Source organism: Mycolicibacterium sichuanense, assembly GCF_033741125.1.
Classification (GTDB): Bacteria; Actinomycetota; Actinomycetes; order Mycobacteriales; family Mycobacteriaceae; genus Mycobacterium.
The window spans coordinates 338,939-360,098 of sequence record NZ_JAWQPU010000002.1 but is presented as its reverse complement, the minus strand read 5'-3'; the positions used below and the strand labels follow the sequence as shown (position 1 = coordinate 360,098).

23 protein-coding genes and 1 tRNA gene are annotated in these 21,160 nt (G+C 68.9%); 8 read left to right on the top strand and 16 right to left on the bottom strand.

The features are described from left to right. Nucleotides 1-27 precede the first annotated feature (27 nt). Nucleotides 28-951, bottom strand: a complete 924-nt coding sequence (locus tag SBI80_RS08570; protein ID WP_318974040.1) for a LysR family transcriptional regulator — start codon at nt 949-951, stop codon at nt 28-30. 109 nt (nt 952-1,060) lie between these two features. Between SBI80_RS08570 and SBI80_RS08565 the strand changes: the two genes are divergently transcribed. Further along, on the top strand, nt 1,061-2,269 hold the full coding sequence (locus SBI80_RS08565) for an MFS transporter (protein WP_318974039.1): 1,209 nt from the start codon (nt 1,061-1,063) through the stop codon (nt 2,267-2,269). A gap of 4 nt (nt 2,270-2,273) precedes the next feature. After that, nucleotides 2,274-3,350 carry a threonine aldolase family protein gene (locus tag SBI80_RS08560; RefSeq protein ID WP_318974038.1) on the top strand — a complete coding sequence of 359 codons (1,077 nt, stop codon included), beginning with the start codon at nt 2,274-2,276 and terminating at the stop codon, nt 3,348-3,350. Nucleotides 3,351-3,376: 26 nt separating this feature from the next. On the opposite strand, the gene SBI80_RS08555 is transcribed toward SBI80_RS08560, so the two are convergent. Both SBI80_RS08555 and SBI80_RS08550 read right to left on the bottom strand, forming a co-directional pair. Further along, nucleotides 3,377-4,531: a sensor histidine kinase gene (locus SBI80_RS08555; RefSeq protein WP_318974037.1), complete on the bottom strand. Its 1,155-nt coding sequence runs from the start codon at nt 4,529-4,531 to the stop codon at nt 3,377-3,379. Next, nucleotides 4,531-5,256 (bottom strand): response regulator, encoded by a 726-nt coding sequence (locus SBI80_RS08550; RefSeq protein ID WP_318974036.1) that lies wholly within the window; start codon nt 5,254-5,256, stop codon nt 4,531-4,533. The genes SBI80_RS08555 and SBI80_RS08550 overlap by 1 nt, the downstream gene beginning before the upstream one ends. Nucleotides 5,257-5,395: 139 nt before the next feature. Here SBI80_RS08550 and SBI80_RS08545 point away from each other — a divergent pair, with 139 nt between their 5' ends. Genes SBI80_RS08545 through SBI80_RS08535 form a run of 3 tightly spaced genes read left to right on the top strand, consistent with a single transcriptional unit; the run spans nt 5,396 to nt 7,270 of the window. Further along, nucleotides 5,396-5,605, top strand: coding sequence for a hypothetical protein (locus tag SBI80_RS08545; RefSeq protein ID WP_318974035.1), 210 nt, complete (start codon nt 5,396-5,398; stop codon nt 5,603-5,605). A 26-nt stretch (nt 5,606-5,631) separates the two neighbouring features. Continuing rightward, the gene (locus SBI80_RS08540) at nt 5,632-6,705 is read left to right on the top strand and encodes a catalase family peroxidase (RefSeq protein WP_318974034.1); all 1,074 of its coding nucleotides are present in this window, start codon (nt 5,632-5,634) and stop codon (nt 6,703-6,705) included. Beyond that, on the top strand, nt 6,695-7,270 hold the full coding sequence (locus tag SBI80_RS08535) for a cytochrome b (RefSeq protein WP_318974033.1): 576 nt from the start codon (nt 6,695-6,697) through the stop codon (nt 7,268-7,270). Before SBI80_RS08540 ends, SBI80_RS08535 begins: the two co-directional genes overlap by 11 nt. A gap of 15 nt (nt 7,271-7,285) precedes the next feature. Here SBI80_RS08535 and SBI80_RS08530 read toward each other — a convergent pair. From SBI80_RS08530 to SBI80_RS08520, 3 genes are all read right to left on the bottom strand, one after another. Then, nucleotides 7,286-7,376: transfer RNA gene (locus SBI80_RS08530), tRNA-Ser, on the bottom strand. A 91-nt stretch (nt 7,377-7,467) separates the two neighbouring features. Beyond that, nucleotides 7,468-7,923 carry a nucleoside deaminase gene (locus tag SBI80_RS08525; RefSeq protein WP_318974032.1) on the bottom strand — a complete coding sequence of 152 codons (456 nt, stop codon included), beginning with the start codon at nt 7,921-7,923 and terminating at the stop codon, nt 7,468-7,470. A 3-nt stretch (nt 7,924-7,926) separates the two neighbouring features. Beyond that, nucleotides 7,927-8,445: a tRNA adenosine deaminase-associated protein gene (locus SBI80_RS08520; protein WP_318974031.1), complete on the bottom strand. Its 519-nt coding sequence runs from the start codon at nt 8,443-8,445 to the stop codon at nt 7,927-7,929. 94 nt (nt 8,446-8,539) lie between these two features. On the opposite strand from SBI80_RS08520, the gene SBI80_RS08515 reads away from it, so the two are divergent. Further along, entirely contained in the window at nt 8,540-9,484 is a 945-nt protein-coding gene (locus tag SBI80_RS08515) for a prephenate dehydrogenase (protein ID WP_318974379.1), read from the top strand. On the opposite strand, the gene SBI80_RS08510 is transcribed toward SBI80_RS08515, so the two are convergent. Genes SBI80_RS08510 through SBI80_RS08490 form a run of 5 tightly spaced genes read right to left on the bottom strand, consistent with a single transcriptional unit; the run spans nt 9,447 to nt 13,570 of the window. Beyond that, the gene (locus SBI80_RS08510; RefSeq protein ID WP_318974030.1) at nt 9,447-10,052 is read right to left on the bottom strand and encodes a putative glycolipid-binding domain-containing protein; all 606 of its coding nucleotides are present in this window, start codon (nt 10,050-10,052) and stop codon (nt 9,447-9,449) included. The two genes, SBI80_RS08515 and SBI80_RS08510, sit on opposite strands and share 38 nt — an antisense overlap. Next, nucleotides 10,049-10,846, bottom strand: coding sequence for an ABC transporter permease (locus tag SBI80_RS08505; RefSeq protein ID WP_318974029.1), 798 nt, complete (start codon nt 10,844-10,846; stop codon nt 10,049-10,051). The genes SBI80_RS08510 and SBI80_RS08505 overlap by 4 nt, the downstream gene beginning before the upstream one ends. Next, nucleotides 10,843-11,502 carry an ABC transporter permease gene (locus tag SBI80_RS08500; protein WP_318974028.1) on the bottom strand — a complete coding sequence of 220 codons (660 nt, stop codon included), beginning with the start codon at nt 11,500-11,502 and terminating at the stop codon, nt 10,843-10,845. Before SBI80_RS08500 ends, SBI80_RS08505 begins: the two co-directional genes overlap by 4 nt. Before the next feature lie 3 nt (nt 11,503-11,505). Then, entirely contained in the window at nt 11,506-12,603 is a 1,098-nt protein-coding gene (locus tag SBI80_RS08495; protein ID WP_318974027.1) for an ABC transporter ATP-binding protein, read from the bottom strand. A 49-nt stretch (nt 12,604-12,652) separates the two neighbouring features. Then, nucleotides 12,653-13,570 (bottom strand): ABC transporter substrate-binding protein, encoded by a 918-nt coding sequence (locus SBI80_RS08490; RefSeq protein ID WP_318974378.1) that lies wholly within the window; start codon nt 13,568-13,570, stop codon nt 12,653-12,655. A gap of 186 nt (nt 13,571-13,756) precedes the next feature. Here SBI80_RS08490 and SBI80_RS08485 point away from each other — a divergent pair, with 186 nt between their 5' ends. Continuing rightward, complete coding sequence (locus SBI80_RS08485; RefSeq protein WP_318974026.1) at nt 13,757-14,140, top strand: LapA family protein; 384 nt, start codon at nt 13,757-13,759, stop codon at nt 14,138-14,140. Nucleotide 14,141: 1 nt separating this feature from the next. Here the strand turns inward: SBI80_RS08485 and SBI80_RS08480 are convergent, their stop codons facing one another. From SBI80_RS08480 to SBI80_RS08465, 4 genes are all read right to left on the bottom strand, one after another. Beyond that, nucleotides 14,142-15,179 (bottom strand): phosphotransferase family protein, encoded by a 1,038-nt coding sequence (locus SBI80_RS08480; RefSeq protein WP_318974025.1) that lies wholly within the window; start codon nt 15,177-15,179, stop codon nt 14,142-14,144. Between the two features lie 46 nt (nt 15,180-15,225). Next, nucleotides 15,226-15,825 (bottom strand): histidine phosphatase family protein, encoded by a 600-nt coding sequence (locus tag SBI80_RS08475; RefSeq protein ID WP_318974024.1) that lies wholly within the window; start codon nt 15,823-15,825, stop codon nt 15,226-15,228. A gap of 31 nt (nt 15,826-15,856) precedes the next feature. Then, entirely contained in the window at nt 15,857-17,734 is a 1,878-nt protein-coding gene (locus tag SBI80_RS08470; RefSeq protein WP_318974023.1) for an alkyl/aryl-sulfatase, read from the bottom strand. A gap of 85 nt (nt 17,735-17,819) precedes the next feature. Then, the gene (locus SBI80_RS08465) at nt 17,820-18,311 is read right to left on the bottom strand and encodes a metallophosphoesterase family protein (protein WP_318974022.1); all 492 of its coding nucleotides are present in this window, start codon (nt 18,309-18,311) and stop codon (nt 17,820-17,822) included. A 286-nt stretch (nt 18,312-18,597) separates the two neighbouring features. On the opposite strand from SBI80_RS08465, the gene SBI80_RS08460 reads away from it, so the two are divergent. Then, nucleotides 18,598-20,805 (top strand): putative bifunctional diguanylate cyclase/phosphodiesterase, encoded by a 2,208-nt coding sequence (locus SBI80_RS08460; RefSeq protein ID WP_318974021.1) that lies wholly within the window; start codon nt 18,598-18,600, stop codon nt 20,803-20,805. On the opposite strand, the gene SBI80_RS08455 is transcribed toward SBI80_RS08460, so the two are convergent. Then, nucleotides 20,768-21,157, bottom strand: coding sequence for a nuclear transport factor 2 family protein (locus SBI80_RS08455; RefSeq protein WP_318974020.1), 390 nt, complete (start codon nt 21,155-21,157; stop codon nt 20,768-20,770). The two genes, SBI80_RS08460 and SBI80_RS08455, sit on opposite strands and share 38 nt — an antisense overlap. Nucleotides 21,158-21,160 lie beyond the last annotated feature (3 nt).

The window sequence follows — 21,160 nt, the reverse complement described above, 5'->3', positions numbered from 1 at the left end:
AGCTGCACCCGACCCATGGTCCTCGCCTCAGCCGTCCTCGGCCACCGCGCGGGCCGCGACGAAGTCCCGGAAGGCCGCGGCCGACGGGGTCAGCGGCCGCTCGGCCGCCCAGACCAGGCCGATGCGTCGCCGGGCCGCCGGCCGCAGCGGGATCTCCACCACGTCGGGTGACGGGGCGGCATCGGCGGGTGGAACCACCGCCACGCCAAGGCTGGCGGCCACCAGTCCGCGCACCGTGTCGACCTCCTCGCCCTCGAACGCCAGCACCGGGACGAAGCCGGCCCTGGCGGCGAGTTCGTCGACGATCGTGCGCAGGCCATAGCCGGGCTTCATGCCGATGAACTGTTCGCCGGCCAGCTCGGCCATCCGGACGTACACCCGACCGGCCAGTCGGTGCTCGGCGGGCACCAGCAACACCAGGTCCTGGGTCTCCAAGGCGACTTCGTCGAACTCTCCCTGGCCCGGCAGCGGTGCGGTGAAGACCAGGTCGGCCCGGCCGTGGCGGACGTCGTCGAGCAGTTCCTCGTGGGCACCCTGCAGCAGCGTGAACCGGACCCGCGGATGCTCGCGGCGGAAGGCGCGCAGGTGATCGGGCACCCGGCGCTCGCCCATGGTGTGCAGGAAGGCCAACACGACGTGCCCGCGTTCGGGATCGGCTTCGTCGAGGGCCTGCCGGACGCCGGTCGACAGCTCGGCCAGCGCCCGGGCTGCGGCTTCGGCGAGGCACGCCCCTGGGCGGGTGAGCCGCACCCCCCGGCCGTCCGGCACGGTCACCGGGCTGCCCAGGTCACGGGACAGCGCGGCCAACCATCGGCTCGCGGTGGGCTGTGGCACCCCGGCCTCGGCGGCCGCACGGGTCAGATTCCCCTTGGTGGCCAACGCCGCCAGCAGCGCCACCTTCGGCATCATCGACGACGGCATCGCGTCGTAGACGTCCGTCACGTCGGACATGGAGTCTCCTCGAGCTCGAGCAGGTGGGCGGCCATCGATTCACCTATGAATGCATACTGCCCCGAGATCACATTGGACGCATTGATCGAAGCGGTCCTAGCGTCGCGACGTGACCTCGATCGCGACCTACCCCGAGACCGCCCACCGGCGTGGTTCACCCGCCTTCCGGCGCATCACCATCGCGCTGTTCTGTGCGGGCTTGTCGACGTTCACCGCGCTGTACGCGGTGCAGGCCGTGCTGCCGTCGCTGAGTGCCTCCTTCCACCTGTCCCCGACCCAGGCCAGCCTCGCGGTGTCGGTGGCGACCGGCGCGCTCGCGCTCGGCGTCCTGCCACTCACGGCAGTGTCCGAGGTGGTCGGCCGCACCTCGGTGATGACCGTCGCCCTGTTCAGTTCGGCGGCGCTGTCGGTGCTGATCGCACTGAGCCCCAACTTCACCGTGATGCTCGTGTTGCGCGCCGCCGAGGGGCTGGCGCTGGCCGGCATCCAGGCCGTGGCGATGTCCTACCTCGCCGAGGAGTTGCACCGAGACTCCCTCGGCTCGGCCATGGGTCTGTACGTCGCGGGCACCGGACTCGGCGGGATGGCCGGTCGCCTGGTGGGCGCGCTGGTCGACGACGTCGCCGGCTGGCGCTGGGCGCTCGGCGCCACCGCCGGGGTGACGCTGCTGTGCGCCATCGCCTTTCGCGCGATGATCGTGCCATCTGGGAACTTTCAGCCGCGCGCGCCACGCCTTCGCGAGCTGGCCGCCTCGATCGGCCGCGCCATGGCCGACGCAGGTCTGGTCGCGCTCTTCGCCGCCGGCTTCCTGCTGATGAGCTGCTTCGTGACGGTGTACAACTTCCTCGGATTTCGGCTCCTGGGACCGGGTTTCGCGCTCTCGGGCACCGTGGTCGGGTTGATCTTCGGCGTCTACCTGGCCGGCGTGGTGTCCTCGGCGTTCATCGGCAGGGCAGTCGACCACTTCGGCCGTCCGGCGCTGCTGATCATGACCACGGCCGCCACGCTGGCCGGCGTGCTGCTGCTCGCGATCGGAGACCTGGTCGCGGTGATCGTCGGTCTCATCGTCACGACCGGCGGCTTCTTCGCCGCCCATTCGGTGGCCAGCAGTTGGGTCAGCGCGCGCTCGGCGACCCGCGGCGTCCAGGGGTCGGCGGTCTACGTGCTGTTCTACTACCTCGGCTCCAGCATCGGCGGCACCGTCGGTGGGCTGGTCTTCTCGGCCGGCGGGTGGGTGGGCGTGACGTACTACACCGCCGCGTTGGTGTCGGCGGTACTGGTGGTGGCCGTCGTGCTGCGCGGATGGCTGCGACACTGACGGCATGGTCGAGACCCTCCACGACACCACCTACCGCGGCTTCGCGAGCGACAACTACGCCGGCGTCCATCCCGAGGTACTGCAGGCGCTGGCCGCCGCCAACGGTGGCCACCAGGTCGCCTACGGCGGCGACGCCTACACCGACCGGCTGAACCAGCTGGTGCGACGCGAGTTCGGCACGGCGGCCGAGGCGTTCCCGGTGTTCAACGGCACGGGCGCCAACGTGGTGGCGCTGACGGCTGCGCTGCCCCGCTGGGGTGCCGTCGTCGCGACCGGAACCGCCCACATCCAGACCGACGAGGGCGGCGCACCCGAGCGGGTCAGCGGACTGAAGATCCTGACGGTGCCCAGCCCCGACGGCAAGCTCACCCCCGAGCTCATCGCCACCGAGGCCTGGGGCTGGGGTGACGAACACCGCGCGCAGCCGCTGGCGGTCAGCATCACCCAGACCACCGAGCTCGGCACGCTATACACACCTGCCGAGGTGCGCGCCATCGCCGACTTCGCGCACGGGAATGGCATGGCACTGCACATGGACGGTGCCCGCATCTGGAACGCGGCCGCCGCGCTCGGGGTGCCGCTCGGGGAATTCACCACGGCCGCGGGGGTGGACGTGCTCAGCTTCGGCGGAACCAAGAACGGCCTGCTCGGCGCGGAGGCCATCGTCGTCATCGACCCGCAACGCGTGACGGGCCTGCGCTACCTGCGCAAGCTGAGCATGCAGCTGGCCAGCAAGATGCGCTTCACCAGCGCCCAGCTGCTCGCGCTCTTCGACGACGAGCTCGGCCTGCGCTCGGCCGGCACCGCCAACGCGATGGCGGCCCGGTTGCGCGGCGCGCTGGAGGCGGGCATCGCCGACGGCACCCTGCGCGGCTTGTCGTTCAGCCAGCCCACCGAGGCCAACGCGGTGTTCGCGGTGCTGCCCAACGACACCGCCGATCGCATTCGCGAACGCGTGCGCTTCTACGACTGGAACCGGGCCGCCGGTGAGGTGCGGTGGATGTGCTCCTGGGACACCACGGAGGCCGACGTCGACGGCTTCGTCACCGCGATCAGGGAGGAACTGGCCCGCGACCCGTAGCAGTCGCCCATGGCGCGGAACGCGCGTCAGCGCCGGTTCGACGCCTCGGCCAGCATCTGCGCGGGCCGCGGCAGCGACACCGTGAAGGTGCTTCCGGCTCCCGGTCCGGCGCTCTCGGCGGCGATCGTGCCGCCATGGCCCTCGACGAGCGCCTTGGCGATCGCGAGCCCGATGCCGGCACCCCCGTGCTCGCGATCGCGCGCGGCGTCGACGCGGTAGAACCGGTCGAACAACTGCCCGAGGTGCTCGGCGGGGATGCCGTCGCCGGTGTCGGAGACCGCGAGGACGACCTCGTCCTCGGTGGCCCTGGCGCCGACCACGACGGCGCCGCCCTCGGGGGTGTGCCGCAGCGCGTTGTCCAGTAGGTTGCTCAGCACCTGCCCCAACCGGACCGAATCCGCCTGCAGCATCGGCAGATCCGCCGGCACCGCCACGGTGAGTCGCACGTCCTTGGCGCGGTAGCGCGGTTCGGCGGCGCTCACTGCCGTGCCGACCAGCTCGGGCAGCGACAGCCAGCTCGCATCGATGGTGCCGGGGTGGTGTTCGGCGTCGGACAACCGAGCCACGTCGATGCTGAACCGAGTCAACCGGCGGGACTGATCGCGCAGCACGCCGATCGCGTCGGCGTCCAACGCCTTCACCCCGTCCTCCAGAGCCTCCAGGTACGCCTCCAGAATCGCGACGGGCGTGCGGATTTCGTGAGCCAGGTCGGCGAGCATCTGGCGTCGGCTGTGCTCGACGCGGCCGAGCCGCTGCGCCATCGTGTTGAACGCGGTGGCGATCTCGTCGAACTCCCGGCCCAGCCCGGCCGAGCTCACCCGCACGTCGTAGTGCCCGTCGGCGAGTGAGGTTGCCGCGTCGGCGAGTTCGGTCGTCGACCGGTACATTCGTCGGCTGAGGTACCAGCTCAGGGCCAACGCGGCCACCGCCGAGACCGCCAGCGCGATGCCGACCGACACCGCGGTGGCCTTCTCGAAGGCCCGCTGGTAGGGGTGATCGCCGCGGCTGCCGGGCTGCACCGCCGCGTTCATCAGCCGCTGGAACATCGGCGGCCCGACGAGCGCGGCGACCAGCGACACCGTCGCGATGCTCGCCAGCACGACGACCGCGTTGGCCACCAGCAGACGCGTCCGGATGCCGAACCGAGACATCCTGTCCCCCAACTCCCTTCGTGATGCCATCAGCCCCTGCCCATCCGGTAACCGACGCCGCGGACCGTGGTGACGTAACGCGGCTGGGTCAGGTCGTCCCCGAGCTTGCGGCGCAGATGCCCGACGTGCACGTCGACGATGTTGTCGTTGCCGACCCAGTTCTGCCCCCAGACGATGTCGATCAGCTGTCGCCGTCCGAGCACCTTGCCCGGCCGGGCAGACAACGCGTCGAGAAGATCGAATTCGGTTCGGGTGAGCATGATCTCGGCGTCACCGAGGTGCACTTCGCGACCGTCGACGTCGATGCTGAGCTCCCCGATCCGTCGCGGATCGGCGCCGGCCTCGCCGGGCTCGCCCGCATGCTGCGGCACCCGGCGCGGGCGTCGCAGCATCGCCTGGATCCTGGCGACCAGCTCGCGCGGGCTGAACGGCTTGGTGACGTAGTCGTCGGCCCCGACGGACAGCCCCACCACCGTGTCGACCTCGGTGTCGCGCGCCGTCAGCATGACGACGTAGGCGTCGGAGAAGAGGCGCAGTTGGCGGCAGACCTCGAAACCGTCGATGCCGGGCAGTCCCACGTCGAGCACCACCACGTCGGGATCGACTTCTCTCATCTGCGAGAGTGCCTGCGCCCCATCGCGAGCCACGTGCACCTCGAAGCCTTCGCGCGCGAGATAGCTTCCGACGACCTCGGCCAGGGCGGTCTCGTCGTCGACCACCAGGGCACGACGACGTGGCACCCCGGATTCGGTCATGGCTCCATGATGCACCGCGTCGACCGTCACGCCGGGAACCGTTAACGAATCTTCAGAAAGCCACCGGGTGATGGTCGTGTCGGACCACCACCGTGGAGTCATCCCGGCAGGACCGGGCGTTTCCACCAGGAGGACCACCATGAAGAACACTCCCACCAAGGGCATCCTCTCCGGACTGGCGATGGCCATCACGGGTGCGGCGATCGCACTCGCCCCGATGGCAGGCGCCGACACCAACCCGCTGGTGCCGTTCGGCACCAACCCCCAGGTCAAGATTCCGGTCGGCCTGCAGACTTCGAATCACGACGAGGTCGACACGACGGGCGGCCAGGTGGACCTGCCATTCTGATCACACGACGGAACGGAGCCCAGCCCATGCCGAATTCCCGAATCAACCGACGCGACGCCCTCGTCGGGCTGGCCGCCGCCACTGCAGTGGTGGCGGTCGGCGTTGCCGGCGTGGCCGAGGCATCGGGCTGGGTGAGCTCGCAGAGGTTGACCTCCTCTCGGATCACCGACCGGTTCGAGCGGCTATTCGGCCGCCATGCCGGATTTCGCCGCAACCACGCCAAGGGGTTAGCCGCGACCGGCACCTTCACCAGTACCGGCGCGGGGCTTGCGGTGTCGAAGGCCTCGGTCTTCCGGCAGGGCTCGGTTCCCGTCGTCGCCCGGTTCTCACTCGGTGGCAGCGTGCCCGACGTCGCCGACCAGGCGGCCACCGTCCGCGGCCTCGGCGTGCAGTTCCAGTTGCCCGACGGCGAGCAGTGGCGCACCGCCATGATCAACCTGCCCGTCTTTCCCGTCAGCACGCCGCAGGGGTTCTACGACCAGTTGCTGGCAACTCATCCCGACCCCGCAACGGGCCAACCCGATCCGGCGGCGATGGCAGCGTTCCAGGCCGCTCACCCCGAGACGGTAGCGGCAACGAAGATCATCAAGGCATCACCGCCGAGCTCCGGATTCGCCGACAGCACGTTCCACGGCCTGAACGCCTTCATCGCGACCGACGGCGACGGAGCGTCGGTCCCGGTGCGCTGGGCGGCCGTTCCGGTGGATCCGGTTGTGCCCGGCCCGGCGGGGGCCAAGGGGCACGACTACCTGTTCGACGCGCTCATCGAGCGCGTGCGGCGCGGTCCGGTCAGCTGGCGATTGGTGCTGACCGTCGCCGAGCCGGGGGATCCCACCCACGACGCCACGCTGCCGTGGCCACCGGGACGGCGCACGATCCAGGCGGGCGTCATCACCCTCGACACCGTGCTCACCGAGGCGCCGGGCAACGCCCGCGACGTCAACTTCGACCCCATGGTGCTGCCCGTCGGGCTCGGCCCGTCCGACGATCCGCTGCCGCCCGCCCGCTCGGCGGTCTACGCCAGGTCGTTCGAGCGACGGGCCCGAGAACCCAAGTCCCCCAGCCAAGTCGACGTCGAGCAGGTGAACCGTGAGCACTGAGGCCCCCGCCGTCGCCCCGGCGAAGTTCACCCTGGTGTCCCGGCTGTTGCACTGGTCGATGGCGATCATGGTGATCGGGCAGTTCTTCCTCGGCGTCACCATGGTGGCCGCCCTGGCCTACTACCCGCTGCTGCTGGCCATCCACCGCGTGCTCGGCACCGCGATCCTGGTGTTCGCGATCGTGCGGCTGATCAACCGGCTCAGGCACCACCCGCCCGCGTTCCTAGCGACGATGGGACCGCTGGAGCGCAAGGCGGCGACGTGGTCCGAACGCCTGATGTACGCGCTGCTGGTGGTGCAGCCGCTGATCGGCTGGGCGATGATCTCGGCGTCGGACTCACCGGTCACGCTGGTGGGACCGGTACACCTGCCAGGGATCGCCCCGCACGCCATCACGCTGTACGCCGTCCTGCGCACCGCGCACACCGTGCTGGCGTACCTGTTGTTCGTGACGTTCACCGCGCACATCTGCGCAGTGCTGTTCCACACCGTGGGCCTGCGCGACGGGCTGCTGCGCCGGATGACGTTCGGGCGCACCCGCGAAAACCGCCCCGACCTGCGCTAGCAGGGGGGCGGTTCGTGGCGGTGGCGGAGGGATTTGAACCCTCGGACGGGGGTTACCCGTCACACGCTTTCGAGGCGTGCTCCTTAGGCCGCTCGGACACGCCACCGTCGGGCAGCTTACCGGCTCCCCGCCGCAGCCCCTAATCACCGTCGGTCGTGAAACCCGTGCGAGAATCGACCCCGAAAGTCGCAGGGGATTCACGACCGGCGGCGGTCGGCGAAGAACGCCTCCAGCGGCGCCGCGCACTCCTGCGCGAGGACGCCGCCGCGCACCTCCGGGCGGTGGGTGAGGCGCCGATCCCTGACCACGTCCCACAGCGAGCCCACCGCACCGGTCTTGGGCTCCCATGCCCCGAACACCACCCGCGCCACGCGGGCCATCACCAGCGCCCCGGCGCACATCGTGCACGGCTCGAGGGTGACCGCAAGCGTCGCGCCCTCCAGCCGCCACCCGTCGCCGAGCACCCGCGCCGCCGCCCGCAGCGCCAGGATCTCGGCATGCGCGGTCGGGTCGCCCAGCTCCTCGCGGGCGTTGGCCGCACGGGCGAGTTCGGTACCGTCGGCACCGATCACCACCGCGCCGACCGGCAGGTCCTCGGGCCCCGCGGCCGCGGCGGCCTCCAGCGCCAGGCGGATCAGGTCGGCGTCGGTCAATGCTTAGCGGTCGAGTTTGTCGAGGAACGCCGCCAACTCGTCGCCGAAGCCCATCTCCTGCGCGATCCGGGAGAGCTGCTCGTCGGCGTAGTCGTCGTCGGCCAGGATGATGCTGAGCACGGGCTCGGACAGCCCCACGTCGGAGAGCACGCCGAGGTCGCCCTCCTCGAACGGGTCCTCGTCCTCGAGGTCGTCGGGATCGACGTCGGCATCCAGCTTCTCGAGCACTTCCCTGGCGATGTCGTAGTCGACGGCGGCCGTCGCATCCGACAGGAACAACCGGGTGCCTGCCGGCGCCGGCCGCACGATCACGAAGAACTCGTCGTCGACGTCGAGAAGGCCGAACACCGCGCCGGCGCTGCGCAATTCCCGCAGCTCCGTCTCAGCGGCGGCCAGGCTGCCCAGCGCGCTTCGGCGCAGCGCCGAGCATCGCCACTTGCCGTCCTCGCGCACCACCGCGACACCGAATCCGTCCGGGAGGTCTGCGGCCTGGTTACGTGCCTGCGCTCGCTGTGCTCCCATGAAAGTCACGCTAGTCCCAGATCACACGCTTTGACCAGCGGTCACGAGCACGCGCCAATCGGCTGTGTGTCAACCTTGAACCGTGTCGACACCGCTGTGCGTATTGGGTCTCGGCTTGATCGGTGGATCCCTGATGCGCGCTGCCACGGCCGCCGGTCACGAGGTCTTCGGCTACAACCGATCCGTCGACAGCACCCAAGCTGCCCGTTTCGACGGTTTCGACGCCAGCACCCAGCTGACCGAGGTGCTCGAACGAGCCGCCGCGACGGACGCGCTGATCGTCCTGGCAGTCCCGATGCCCGCGCTTCCCGGCCTGCTCGGCCGGGTGCGCGCGACGGCACCGAACTGCCCGCTCACCGACGTGACGAGCGTGAAGGGGGCGGTCCTGCAGGCGGTGCGGGATCACGGCCTGCTCGATCGGTTCGTCGGCGGGCACCCGATGACCGGCACCGCCCACTCCGGCTGGACCGCCGGTGATGCCAAGCTGTTCGCCGGTGCCCCGTGGGTCATCAGCGTCGACGACCACGTCGATCCCGAGGTGTGGAGCCAGGTCATGCATCTGGCGTTGGACTGCGGCAGCTTCGTCGTACCCGCCCGCTCCGACGAACACGACGCGGCGGCCGCGGCCATCTCCCACCTGCCGCACCTGGTCGCCGAGACCCTGGCCGTCACCGCCGCCGACGTCCCCCTGGCGTTCTCGCTGGCCGCGGGATCCTTTCGGGACGGCACCCGGGTCGCCGCCACGGCGCCGGACCTGGTGCGCGCGATGTGCGAAGCCAACGCCGGGCCGCTGGGCTCCATGCTGGACGAGGCGATCGCCCTGCTGACCCACGCCCGCGACGGCTTGGCCACGACGGGATCGGTCGCCGAACTCGTCGAGTCCGGCCACGCGGCCCGGGTACGCTACGATGCGTTCGACCGGCCGCAGATCCTGACGGTGACGATCGGCGACGAGAACTGGCGCCACGACCTCGCCGCGGCGGGGCGAGCCGGCGGGGTCCTCAGATCCGCTCTGCCAACCCGGGGTAGTCGAGGATGAATCCGTCGTCGTCGACGGTGATGGTGGTGTCGGCGACCGGCGAGTGCAGCTTGATGGCCTTGGGCCTGGACCGGTCGGCCTCGTAGTCGATGGTCACGGTCTCGACCGTGAGCTCCGGCAGCCGCACGTAGACCACGGGCAGCGAGATCGACTCCGCGTGCAGATGCAGCCCGGTGCGACGGATCGGCAGCGCGTTGAAGAACGGGCTGTAGATGACGTCGACGTCGAGCGCGCCACCGTGCGGCGCCCGGGTGGCCTGGTTCTGCTTGTCCTGCACCAGCCACATGTTCTCTTCGTCGCGGGCGATGTTGAGTTGCCGCTCGCGCTCGGCCAACGTGACGGTCAGCGACAGCCGCTTGGTGGCGCCGGTGTCGTCGGTGACCAGGTCGTAGGACGCGCTGAAGGCCGGATGTACCTCGGTCGCCGCGGCCACGATCCGGCCGTAGGCCTTGATGCGGTTGCCCGACAGCTGTACCCGGACCGACTCCATCCGCGAAACGTCGTGCGCACGCCATGTCAACACGGCAGGCCAGTGGTCCTGAGGCTCAGAGCGGTCTACTTCACTCATGCCCCTACCGTAGGCGACGGCCCCTTGGCTTCGTAGCCGCCTTGGGAAAGCCCACCAGATCGTGATGTGGAACCCGACTCCAGCGCAACCTCGTCGCCAAGGAACGGCTGCGGCATCTTGCCGAAACCACCCCGGAACCGGTCGGCGCCCGGCTCCGACAGCCACACCGCGAAGGCAAGCACCGCGTCCAGGAGCAGCGCCAGCACCGTGACCACCAGGGCACCCACCAGCGCGAGGTAGAACTGGCGCACCTTGATGCCGTCGATGAGGTACCGGCCGAGGCCACCGAGGCTGGCGTACGCGGCGACGGTGGCCGTGGCCACCACCTGCAGCGTCGCGGTGCGTAGGCCGCCGAGGATCAGGGGCAGCGCGTTGGGCACCTCCACGCGCAGCAGCACCCGCGACTCCGTCATGCCCATCGACCTGGCGGCATCGACCACCGCGCGGTCCACGTTGGCGATGCCCGAATACGTCCCCGCCAGCAGCGGCGGGATGCCCAGCAGCATCAACGCGATCGTCGGGGGCACCAGACCGAGACCCCACAGCAGCACGCCGAGCAGCAGCACGCCCAGCGTCGGCAGGGCCCGCAGCGCGTTCACGCCACCGACGACCAGGAACGTGCCTCGGCCGGTGTGCCCGATGAGCATGCCGATCGGAATGGCGATGAGTGCGGAGAACACCACGGCGACGGCGGTGTACTGCAGGTGCTCGAGGATGCGGGTGGCCAACCCCGCGGGGCCCCACCAGTTGGCCGCGGTGAAGATGTAGGACAGCGCCTGGTGCAGGAAGTTCATCGCGCACCCGCCTTCACCCGGCGGCCGGCTCTCACCCACGGGGTCGCGAACTTGCCGAGGAACATGATCAGCGTGTCGACGACGATCGCCAGCACGAAGATCGCGATGATGCCCGCGATGATCTGGTCGCTCTTGTCGGCCTGGTACCCCTCGGTGAACCACGTGCCGAGGCCGCCGATGCCGATCACCGAGCCGACCGACACCATCGAGATGTTGGTGACCGCGACCACCCGCAGGCTGGCGATCAGCACTGGAATCGCCAGGGGCAGCTCGACTTTGATGATCCGCGTGAGCGGCTTGTAGCCGACGGCGGTGGCGGCGTCGAGCACGGTGGCAGGTACGGCGTCCAGCGCCTCCGGTACGGCCCGCACCAGCAGGGCCACCGTGTACAGCGTCAGGGCGACGATGACGTTGGCCTGGTCCAGGATTCGGGTGGGAATGATCAACGGAAGCACGACGAACAGCGCCAGCGACGGGATGGTGAACACGATGCTCGCCACCACGGTGGTGAACCGCCGCAGCACCGAGGTGCGTTGCACCAGCGCCCCGAGCGGGACCGCGATCAGCAGGCCGAGCACCAGCGGCACCAAGGACAGCCACAGGTGGATCAGCGTCAGATCCCAGGCGTCGCCGAGGTGGGTGAAGAGGTAGCGCACGGCTCAGGCCCTCCGCTGCGCCTCGAGCGCGGCCAGCACGTCGTCGGCCTTGATGCCACCGATCACCTGCTTGTCGGCGTCGACGGCGACGCCGAGTCCCGCCGGCGACGACAGCGCCGCATCGAGGGCCAACCGCAGCGTGCCGCCGGGCAAGTACAGCGAGCCACCCGCAGTCGTGCTGTCGTACAACGACTTTCCCTGCCGGTGCAGCTCGACGCCGTCGGCGTCGATCCAGGAGTAGGGCGAACCATCGGGTTTGGTCACCAGCACCCAGTCCCCCGGTGCGAGCTGCAGCGCGTCGATGCCCTCCTCCCCGACGTGTCGAATGTCGTGCAGGGGCAACCCCGTTCCCGAGGAGAACTGCAGTCCGCGGTAGCCGCGGTCGGCGCCGATGAACCCGGCCACGAAGTCGTTGGCGGGGTTGGACAACAACCTCCGCGGGGCGTCGTACTGCTGAAGGACCCCGCCGCGGCCGAACACCGCAACCTTCTCACCGAGCTTGAGCGCCTCGTCGATGTCGTGCGTGACGAAGACGATGGTCTTGCGCAATTCGCTTTGCAGACGCAGGATCTCGACCTGCAGCTCCTCACGAACCACCGGGTCGACGGCGCTGAACGGCTCGTCCATCAGCAGGATCGGCGGGTCGGCGGCCAAGGCTCGAGCCACTCCGACACGCTGTTGCTGGCCACCGGAGAGCTGCGCGGGATACCGGTCGGCCAGCTTGGGATCCAGGCCGACGCGCTCCATCACCCCCAGCGCTGCCTTGCGCGCGGCGCGGCGCGATTCCCCCTTGAGTACGGGCACCGTTGCGACGTTGTCGACGACGCGAAGGTGCGGCATCAAACCAGCGCTCTGGATGACGTAGCCGATGCCGAGGCGCAGTTTGACCGGGTCGACCTTGGTGACGTCCTTGCCGTCCACGGTGAGCACGCCCGAGGTGGGCTCGATCATCCGGTTGATCATCCGCATGGAGGTGGTCTTGCCGCAGCCCGACGGACCGACGAAGACGGCCAGCGTGCCGTCGGGCACCTCGAGGTCGAGATCGTCGACGGCGACCGTTCCGTCGGGGTACTTCTTGGTGACGGATTCGAAGTTGATCATGTCTCTCCCGTGCCGTCCTAGCCGTGAGCCCTGGTCTTCGCGCAAGCGCTCATCCGGACACCGGCTTGTCGAACCCGTTGTCCTGTACCCACTTGCGCGCTGCTTGGTCGGGGTCGACGCCGCCGTTGCCCGAGGTGGCGGTGTTCATCTCGATCAGGGCCTGGGTGGTGAGCTTGGCCGAGACCGCGTCGAGCACGGTCTTGAGCTGATCCGACATCTTCTGCGACGACACCAACGGCACGACGTTGGCGGCCAGGAAGTTGTTCTTCGGATCCTCCAGAACCACCAGGTCGTTCTGCGGGATGGCCTGGGAGGTACTGAAGATGTCGGCCGCGGTGACCGTGCCGTCGACCAGAGCGCGCACCGTCGCGGGGCCGCCGCCGTCGCTGATCGAGACGAAGTTGGCCGGTGCGACGTCCAGGCCGTACTTGGCCTTGAGCCCAGGCAGTCCCTCGGCACGGGTCTGGAACTCCGAGGGCCCACCGAATTTCACCTCCGCGGAGTGCGCGGCCAGATCGCCGATGGTCTTGAGGTTCCACTTCTCCGCGGTGGCCCTGGTCACCGCGACGGTGTCCTGGTCGTTGGCCGGCGAGGGCGTCAGGATCGAAAGGTCGCCCGGCAGAGCGCGGTACAGCGCCAACTCGACCGCCTGCGGATCGGTGGCCTTGGTGTTCTTGTCGAAGTATTGCAGCAGGTTGCCCGTGTATTCGGGAATCAGGTCGATGGAGTGATCCTTGACCGCCGGAATGTAGGTCTCGCGGCTGCCGATGCCGAACTGGCGGCGGATGTCGAAGCCGTTGGCCTGCAACGCTTGCGCGTAGATCTCGGCGATGATCTTGGACTCGGTGAAGTCCGCGGAGCCGACCGCGATCGACTTCAGGTCACCGGAGACCTCCCCGCCTCCCAACGGGTTCGAGCTACCGCAGGCGGCGGTCACCAGCGCGAGAACCGCCGCCAGGACGGCCAGGGTGACTCTGCGATTGGATCGTCGTGCGGGGTTCACTTCGGAGTCCTTTCGGCGACGCCTGCCTGTGCGACAGTAACGAGCTTGCTGAGATGTCGCTCGACTTTGGCTCGCGCTGAACCGACGACGGACTGGTGTTTACCCGGTACCGCTGGTTTGATTCATTCAACGAGAGGGCAAGGAGGAGCCATGACGACCGACCCACAGTTCTCCCCCGCCGAACCGGGCGCGCGCGGCCCGTTGGAGCCGACTCCCGGCGAGGCACCTGCGGTCGACACCGGCACCGTCAAGGCGCCCCCGCCCGAGAACGCCGTCCACTTCACCAGGGCGGCCGCGCTGTGGTCCGCGCTGATCGTCGGCTTCCTGGTGCTGATCGTGCTGCTCATCTTCATCGCCCAGAACACCGATCCGGGCACGTTCCACTTCCTGGGTTGGTCGTGGAGCCTTCCGCTGGGCGTGGCTCTGCTGGCCGCCGCGGTCCTCGGCGGGCTCGTCACGACGCTGGCGGGCATCGTCCGCATCGTGCAACTGCGCCGCGCTGCCAAGAAGAACTACAAGGCCGCGCTGCGCTGAGTCAGGCCCGGCCCAGCTCCGTCAGCCCAGCGGCCACCAGCGGCGCAACGGCCTGACCCACCTTGTCGCCGTATTCGGTGGCACCGCCCATCCGGTCGCGGAACTGAATGCCCGCCGCGATGATGGCCAACTTGAAGTACGCCAGCGCCATGTAGAACTCCCAGTGGTCCAGCGACTGACCGGCCGCGACCGAATACCGTTGCGCCAGTTCCTCAGCCGACGGAATCTGGGGTGACGCCCACGCTGCGTCGGCGTGCACCATGTCGAACATCGGATGCCGGTAGACACACATCAGTGCGGCATCGCTGAGCGGGTCACCCAGCGTCGACATCTCCCAGTCGAGCACCGCGCGCACCTTGGTCGCGTCCACCGCGTCGAGCATGGTGTTGTCGATCCGATAGTCCCCGTGCACGATCGAGGTCCGGCTCTGCGGCGGCAGCGCCTCCCCGAGTGCGGCGTGCAACCGGCGGACGTCGGCATCGCGCGGGTCGTCCTCGGTGCGCACCAGATCCCACTGCCCGCCCCAGCGCCGGACCTGGCGCTCGAGGTAACCCGTCGGCTTGCCGAAGTCGCCGAGCCCGACGGCCTCGGGATCCAGCGCGTGCAGGTCGGCCAGCACCTTGATCAAGGCATCGACGCAGGCGTGAATGGTGCGCTGGTCGCCGAGTGCGGTCAGTTCCGCGGTGTACCGCACCACCCGGCCCGGCACGAAGTCGACCATCTGGAACGGCGCCCCGAGCACGGAGTCGTCGTTGCGCATCGTCACCGGATGCGCAACGGGCACCTCGGTGTCCTCCAGCGCCGCCACCACCTTGTACTCGCGCGCCATGTCATGGGCCGACGGAGTCAGACCGTGCAGCGGCGGGCGGCGCAGCACCCACTTGGAGGCGTCGTCGAACACCAGGAACGTCAGGTTCGAGCGGCCACCGGAGATCAGTTCGCCACGCAGGTCACCGCTGCGAGGAACCCCGATCGAGCGCAGGTGGGCGTCCAGCGCGGCGAGGTCGAGTCCGGCCAGTGGGGAAGCGTCCGTGGTCACCGGACTTGTCTACCATCCGGTCGGGTGGGCGCCGTCAGGCGAGCACTCAATAGCGCTGATTCCGGGGCAGCAGATCCCACACGTGCTCGGTGCCGTTGATCGACGCCACGCCAAGGCCGCCGGTGCGGGACTTCAGCAGGCGCGTCACGCCGGCGTAGTCGACCTGCACGCACAGCAGCCGTTTGGTGTCCATGATCTGGTGCACCATCGCATTGATGACGCCGCCATGGCTGAACACCGCGACGGTCTCGTCGTGCCCGGCGGCCGCGACCACGTCGTCGATGCCCGCCCGCACCCGCGCGATGAACGCGGTCTCGTCCACGTCCCCGGGCAGGTGCCCGCTCATCAGACGCTTCAGGTCCTCCTCGGAGGCCTCCTCGATGGGCGTGTAGTGCGAGAGGCCGAAGTCGTATTCGGCCAGTCGCTCGTCGACGTCGATGGTCATCCCCAACGCGTCGGCCACCGGTTGAGCCGTCTGCAACGCACGTCGCTGCGGGCTGCTGACCAACCGTGTGACCGGAAACCGCTTCAGCGCGTCGGGAAGTCGCTTCGCCTGGGCGATGCCCTCCTCGGACAGATTGGGGTCGGAACCCTCGCCCGGCTCGCTACGCAGGGGAAGCGCATGCCTGATCAACAGGAGCTGCATGCCTCCCACCCTAGATGGCGCGGGTCCGGCCCTAGGGGGTGACGATGGCGAAGTCGGGGTTCGGCTTGTCGAGCACGCCGAGCAGCGCAGTCAGCGCGCCGGCGTCGCCAGTGACGTCGAGCCCGGGGGAGGTGGTGTCTCCTCCCGCAAAGGCCAACAGCCGCAACTTGTTCGCCAACGTGACCGTCGCCGTGGCGGTCGCGGCGTCGGCCGGCACCCGGCGGTACACCAGCACGCCGTTGCGTAGCGCCAGCCGGTAGTTGGTGGCGACGTCGGCGAACGTCACGTCGATGGCGAGGTCGAGATCCCACGCCCTCGGCCCGTCGATGCTGATCGCGAAGCTGTCGAACATCTGCTCGGGGGTCAGCTGCGAGAGCATCGACATCGACGTCGCCTGGGTGGGCGTACCGAAGTTGCCGACCCGCAGTTCGGTGGCACCGGCGAGGAAGAAGTTGCGCCACGTCGCGTTCTCGGCACCGTAGGCCAGTTGCTCCAGCGTGTCCGCGTACAGCGAGCGCGCACCCGGATGGTCCTCGTCGGTGAAGATTGCGTGATCCAACAATGTTGCCGCCCAACGGAAATCGCCTTGGTCGAAGGCCTTCTGGGCGACCTCGACGACGCGGTCGATACCGCCGATGGCCTCGACGTAGCGCGGTGCGATCGCCTCCGGCGGATGCTGCCACAACCGGCCCGGGTTGCCGTCGAACCACCCCATGTAGCGCTGGTAGACCGCCTTGACGTTGTGGCTGACGGATCCGTAGTAACCGTGGGTGTGCCAGGCCGCGTGCAGCGCCGGTGGCATCTGGAAGTTCTCGGCGATCTCGATGCCGGTATGTCCCTGATTGAGCAGCCGCAGCGTCTGGTCGTGCAGATAGGCGTACAGATCCCGTTGCAGCGACAGGTATTCGACGATGCGGTCCCGACCCCAGGTCGGCCAGTGGTGGGACGCGAACACCACGTCGGTACGGTCGGCGAACTTCTCGATCGCCTCGGTGAGGTAGCCCGACCATCCGTGCGGGTCGCGCACCAGCGCGCCCCGCAACGTCAACAGGTTGTGCAGGTTGTGCGTCGCGTTCTCGGCCATGCACAGCGCCCGGAACCGCGGGAAGTAGAAGTGCATCTCGGCGGGCGCCTCGGTGCCGGGGGCCATCTGGAACTCGATCTCGACACCGTCGACGACGTGCGTCTCGCCCGTGGTGGTGACGTCGAGGGTAGGCACGATGACGGCGACCTCACCGGTCGACGGCGTCTGCCCGAGCCCGCACCCGACCTGCCCCTGGGGGCCGCGAGCCAGCACCGTGCCGTACATGTACGACGCGCGCCGTGCCATCGCGGTGCCCGCATAGACGTTCTCCTGCACCGCATGGTCGATGAAGCCCTCCGGGGCGATCACCACCACCTTGCCGGCGTCGACGTCGGCCTGGCTGGTCACGCCGAGCACGCCACCGAAGTGGTCGACGTGACTGTGGGTGTAGATCACCGCGACGACGGGACGGTCCCCGCGCTCGGACCGATAAAGAGCCAGGGCAGCGGCAGCGGTCTCGGTGCACACCAGCGGGTCGATGACGATGACGCCGGTGTCGCCCTCGATGAAGCTGACGTTGGAAAGGTCCAGCCCGCGGACCTGGTAGATGCCCTCGACCACCTCGTAGAGCCCCTGCTTGGCGGCCAGCGTCGACTGCCGCCACAGGCTGGGATGCACGGACGCGGGCGCGTCCCCGGCGAGGAAACCGTAGACGTCGTTGTCCCACACCACGCGACCGTCGGACGCGGTCACGACGCAGGGGTGCATCGCCGCGACGAAGCCGCGGTCGGCGTCCTCGAAGTCGCGGGTGTCGGCGAACGGAAATCCCTCGAGGTGCCCGGTGTTGGCCGACGCGATGACGGCGGTGGGCGGCTTCTGCTCCATGCCAGCGACCTTGCCACTCGCACGCCGGCTCCGGTGCCGGTTCGACGTGATATTCACCCCAGCGTCAGTGACATCACGGGACGCCTCAGATCCGGTGCAACCGGACGTCCGACAGGACCCCGCCGGCCACGCTCGCGGTCATGTACGTGCAGTGCGGTTGTCTCCGCCGATCGGTAGGGGAACCGGGGTTCAGCAGGCGCAGACCCGTCTCGGCGGTGGTGTCCCACGGAATGTGACTGTGACCGAAGACCAGCACGTCGGTGTCGGGGTGGGCGGCGGCCATCCGCGCGTCGCGCCCGGAGGAGGCGCCGGTCTCGTGCACCACGGTGAATCGGACTCCCTCTAGCTCCACGTCGGCGCGTTCGGGCAGCCGCCGGCGCAAATCCGCACCGTCGTTGTTGCCCCAGCAACCCACCAGGCGGTGCGCCCTGCCCTCCAACTCGTCCAGCAACGTCGCACTCACCCAGTCTCCGGCGTGGATCACCACGTCGACACGGGCCACCTGCTCCCACACCGCGGACGGCAGGTCGCGAGCCCGTTTCGGCAGATGGGTGTCGGAAATCAGGAGCAACTCCATTCCCCTACGCTAGTGGCCGGGCCACCGAAAAACCGTGGTCGTTGCTGATATTTACGCTCGAGCCAACGAATGATCTTGATCACCAGGCTTGACGCGCGGTCGTCGAGCTGGTGATATCTACCTCAACCTGGGGAGATTGATGACGACAAGATCACTAAGTTTGACGATCGCAATGGTCACCATCATCCTCGTCATATTTGCCAGTTGGCTTCACCTCGGGTGGGGCGGCCCGTGGCTGACGATGGTGATCAGGCACGCAGGCGAAACCGCAGCCAGTGTCTTCGCGATGACGTGCGCGCTCGTGGCGGCGTTCAGCTCCGGGGGCCGCAAGCGCGCCGCATGGCTGTGCATGACCGCCGGTACCGCCGGCTGGGTCCTAGCGAACCTCTACTGGGCCTACTTCGAGATCATCGGCCACCACGAACCCCACACCGGCACGATCGCCGACGTCGGGTTCCTGGCGCTTCCGATCGGGGCCTGGCTGGCAGCCACACTGGGGCCACCGAGTGACTACGGCCGGTTCAGCTTCCGCGCGGCGATGGACGGATTGATCGCGGCGAGTTCGCTGTTCATCGTCGCGTGGGCCCTGGTCCTTCGCGACCTGGTCAACACTGGGCGGCCGCAGGGCGTCGCCGTCGAACTCGCCGTCGCCTATCCGGTCGTGGACATCGCGGTGATCACCATGTGCGTACTGCATCTGTTCCGGTCGCGCGGCCGACAGCGCCTCGTGTTCGCGCTGGGCGCCCTGGGGCTCGGCTTCATCGCCGTCTCCGACATGGCCTTGATCTACGTCGCCGTCGACGGCGTACGGCCCGCGGGCGTCGCGATCCTGGGCTGGTCGGTCGGGGCGTGTCTGCTGGGATTCTCCGCCCTGTTCGCCGTCGGCGTGAAGCAGTCGCGGGCGCAGACCCCGCGGGTGCCGACCGCGCGGTCGCTGTGGCTGCCCTACCTACCGGTCCCGTTCGCGCTGATCATCGGTACCGCCTCGATGTGGCGCCATCCCGACGATCTCGCGATGTTCGTCGCCGGGCTCGCGCTCATCCTCACCGCGTTCCTCCGCCAATTCGTCCTGCTGACCGACAACCGCCGCCTGCTGCTGACCGTCGCCGACATGGCCCTGCGCGACCCCCTGACCGGGTTGGCCAACCGCGCACTGTTCGGCGACCGTCTGACCCACGCCCTGCAGCTGCGCGACCGCACCGGCGCTCCGGTGGCCGTGCTACTGGCCGATCTGGACGACTTCAAGCTGGTGAACGACAGCATGGGCCACCCCGTCGGCGACGAGTTGTTGCGCAGCGTCGGCGAGCGCATCCAGGCCGCGGTGCGGCCCGGGGACACGGTCGCCAGGCTCGGCGGCGACGAGTTCGCGATCCTCGTCGAGGACGCGCCGATGGTCGCTCGGCAGCTCGTCGAACGCGTGGTCCGGTCCTTCGACGAACCCTTCTCGGTGGCCGGTCACACCGTGTACACCCGGGTCAGCCTCGGGCTGGCCACCGCCGTCGGGGACGCGACGATCTCGGCCGATGAGCTGTTCAATTGGGCCGACCTGGCGATGTACTCGGCCAAGCGCGCGCACGCCGGAGCCCGCAGCTTCACCCCCGACATGCGCCGGGACGCCACCGAGATGTATCTGCCCAGCCAGCAACGCAAGACGGGGCGCCGAGCCGGCGTCTCGCGCATCCAGTTCCTCGGCGAGCTGCGGCAGGCGATCGCCGACCGGCAGCTGGACCTGGTCTACCAACCGAAGCTCGACCTGAGCACGGGTGACACCGTCGGCGTCGAGGCACTGATTCGCTGGCCCCACCCCGAACTCGGGCTGCTCGAACCCGCCGACTTCCTGCCGCTGGTTAGGGAGAACGGCCTGATGGAGGACGTCACCGACTTCGTGCTCGAACGCGCCGTCGAGGACGCGGCCGGTTGGCAGCGCGCCGGTCACCAGCTGTCCGTCGCCATCAACCTGTCGGCGCCTTCACTGAACGACGACGAGCTGCCCGCTCGCGTGCTGTCCGTGCTGGCACGCCACGGGCTGTCCCCGGCGCTGCTGACCGTAGAGATCACCGAAGACTTGTTGCTGGCCAGCCTCGTTCGGGCCCGCACCATCCTGGATCGGCTGCGGGAGTCCGGTGTCCGGGTGGCCATCGACGACTTTGGCAGCGGCTATGCGGGGATGACCTACCTGCACGAGCTGCCCATCGACGAGCTGAAGCTCGACCGCGGATTCATCGCACCGGTCCTGTCCGACGAGCGCGCCGCGACCATCGTCCGCAGCGTGGTCGAGCTGGCCGCCAAGTTCGGCCTGACCAGCGTTGCCGAGGGCGTCGAGAACGCCGCCACGGCCGAATTGTTGACCGGCTACGGTTGCGACCTGGCACAGGGCAACCACTTCAGCCCGCCGGTCTCGGCCCAGGTGATCCAGGACAGCCTGCACGTCACCACGCCGCGGTCCGTCGCCGGCGTCACGTCGACTGCAGCAGTTCGGCCATCTTGGGCATGATCACCTGCAGTCCCTTGAAGGGACGAATCATGACCTTGAACGACGTGATCCGTTCGTCGGCGTTCCAGTGGATCATGTCGATGCCGTTGACGTAGATCCCGTCGATCGTCGCGGCGAACTCGAGGATCGCCGAACCATCGCCGTACCACTCCTGGACGTAGTGAAAGTCGGTGCCGCCGAACAACTTCGCCGCCGCGCTCAGGTAAGCCGTGGACTTCGCCCGGCCCTCCTGCGCTCTGAAGACCGCAGGCGAATGAAAGACACAGTCGTCGGCGAGCAGCGCGTCGAGTTCTCGAGCGTCGTGACCGCCCTCGATGAAGTGGTGCCACCGCTGGATCACTGGAGGTGTCATGGC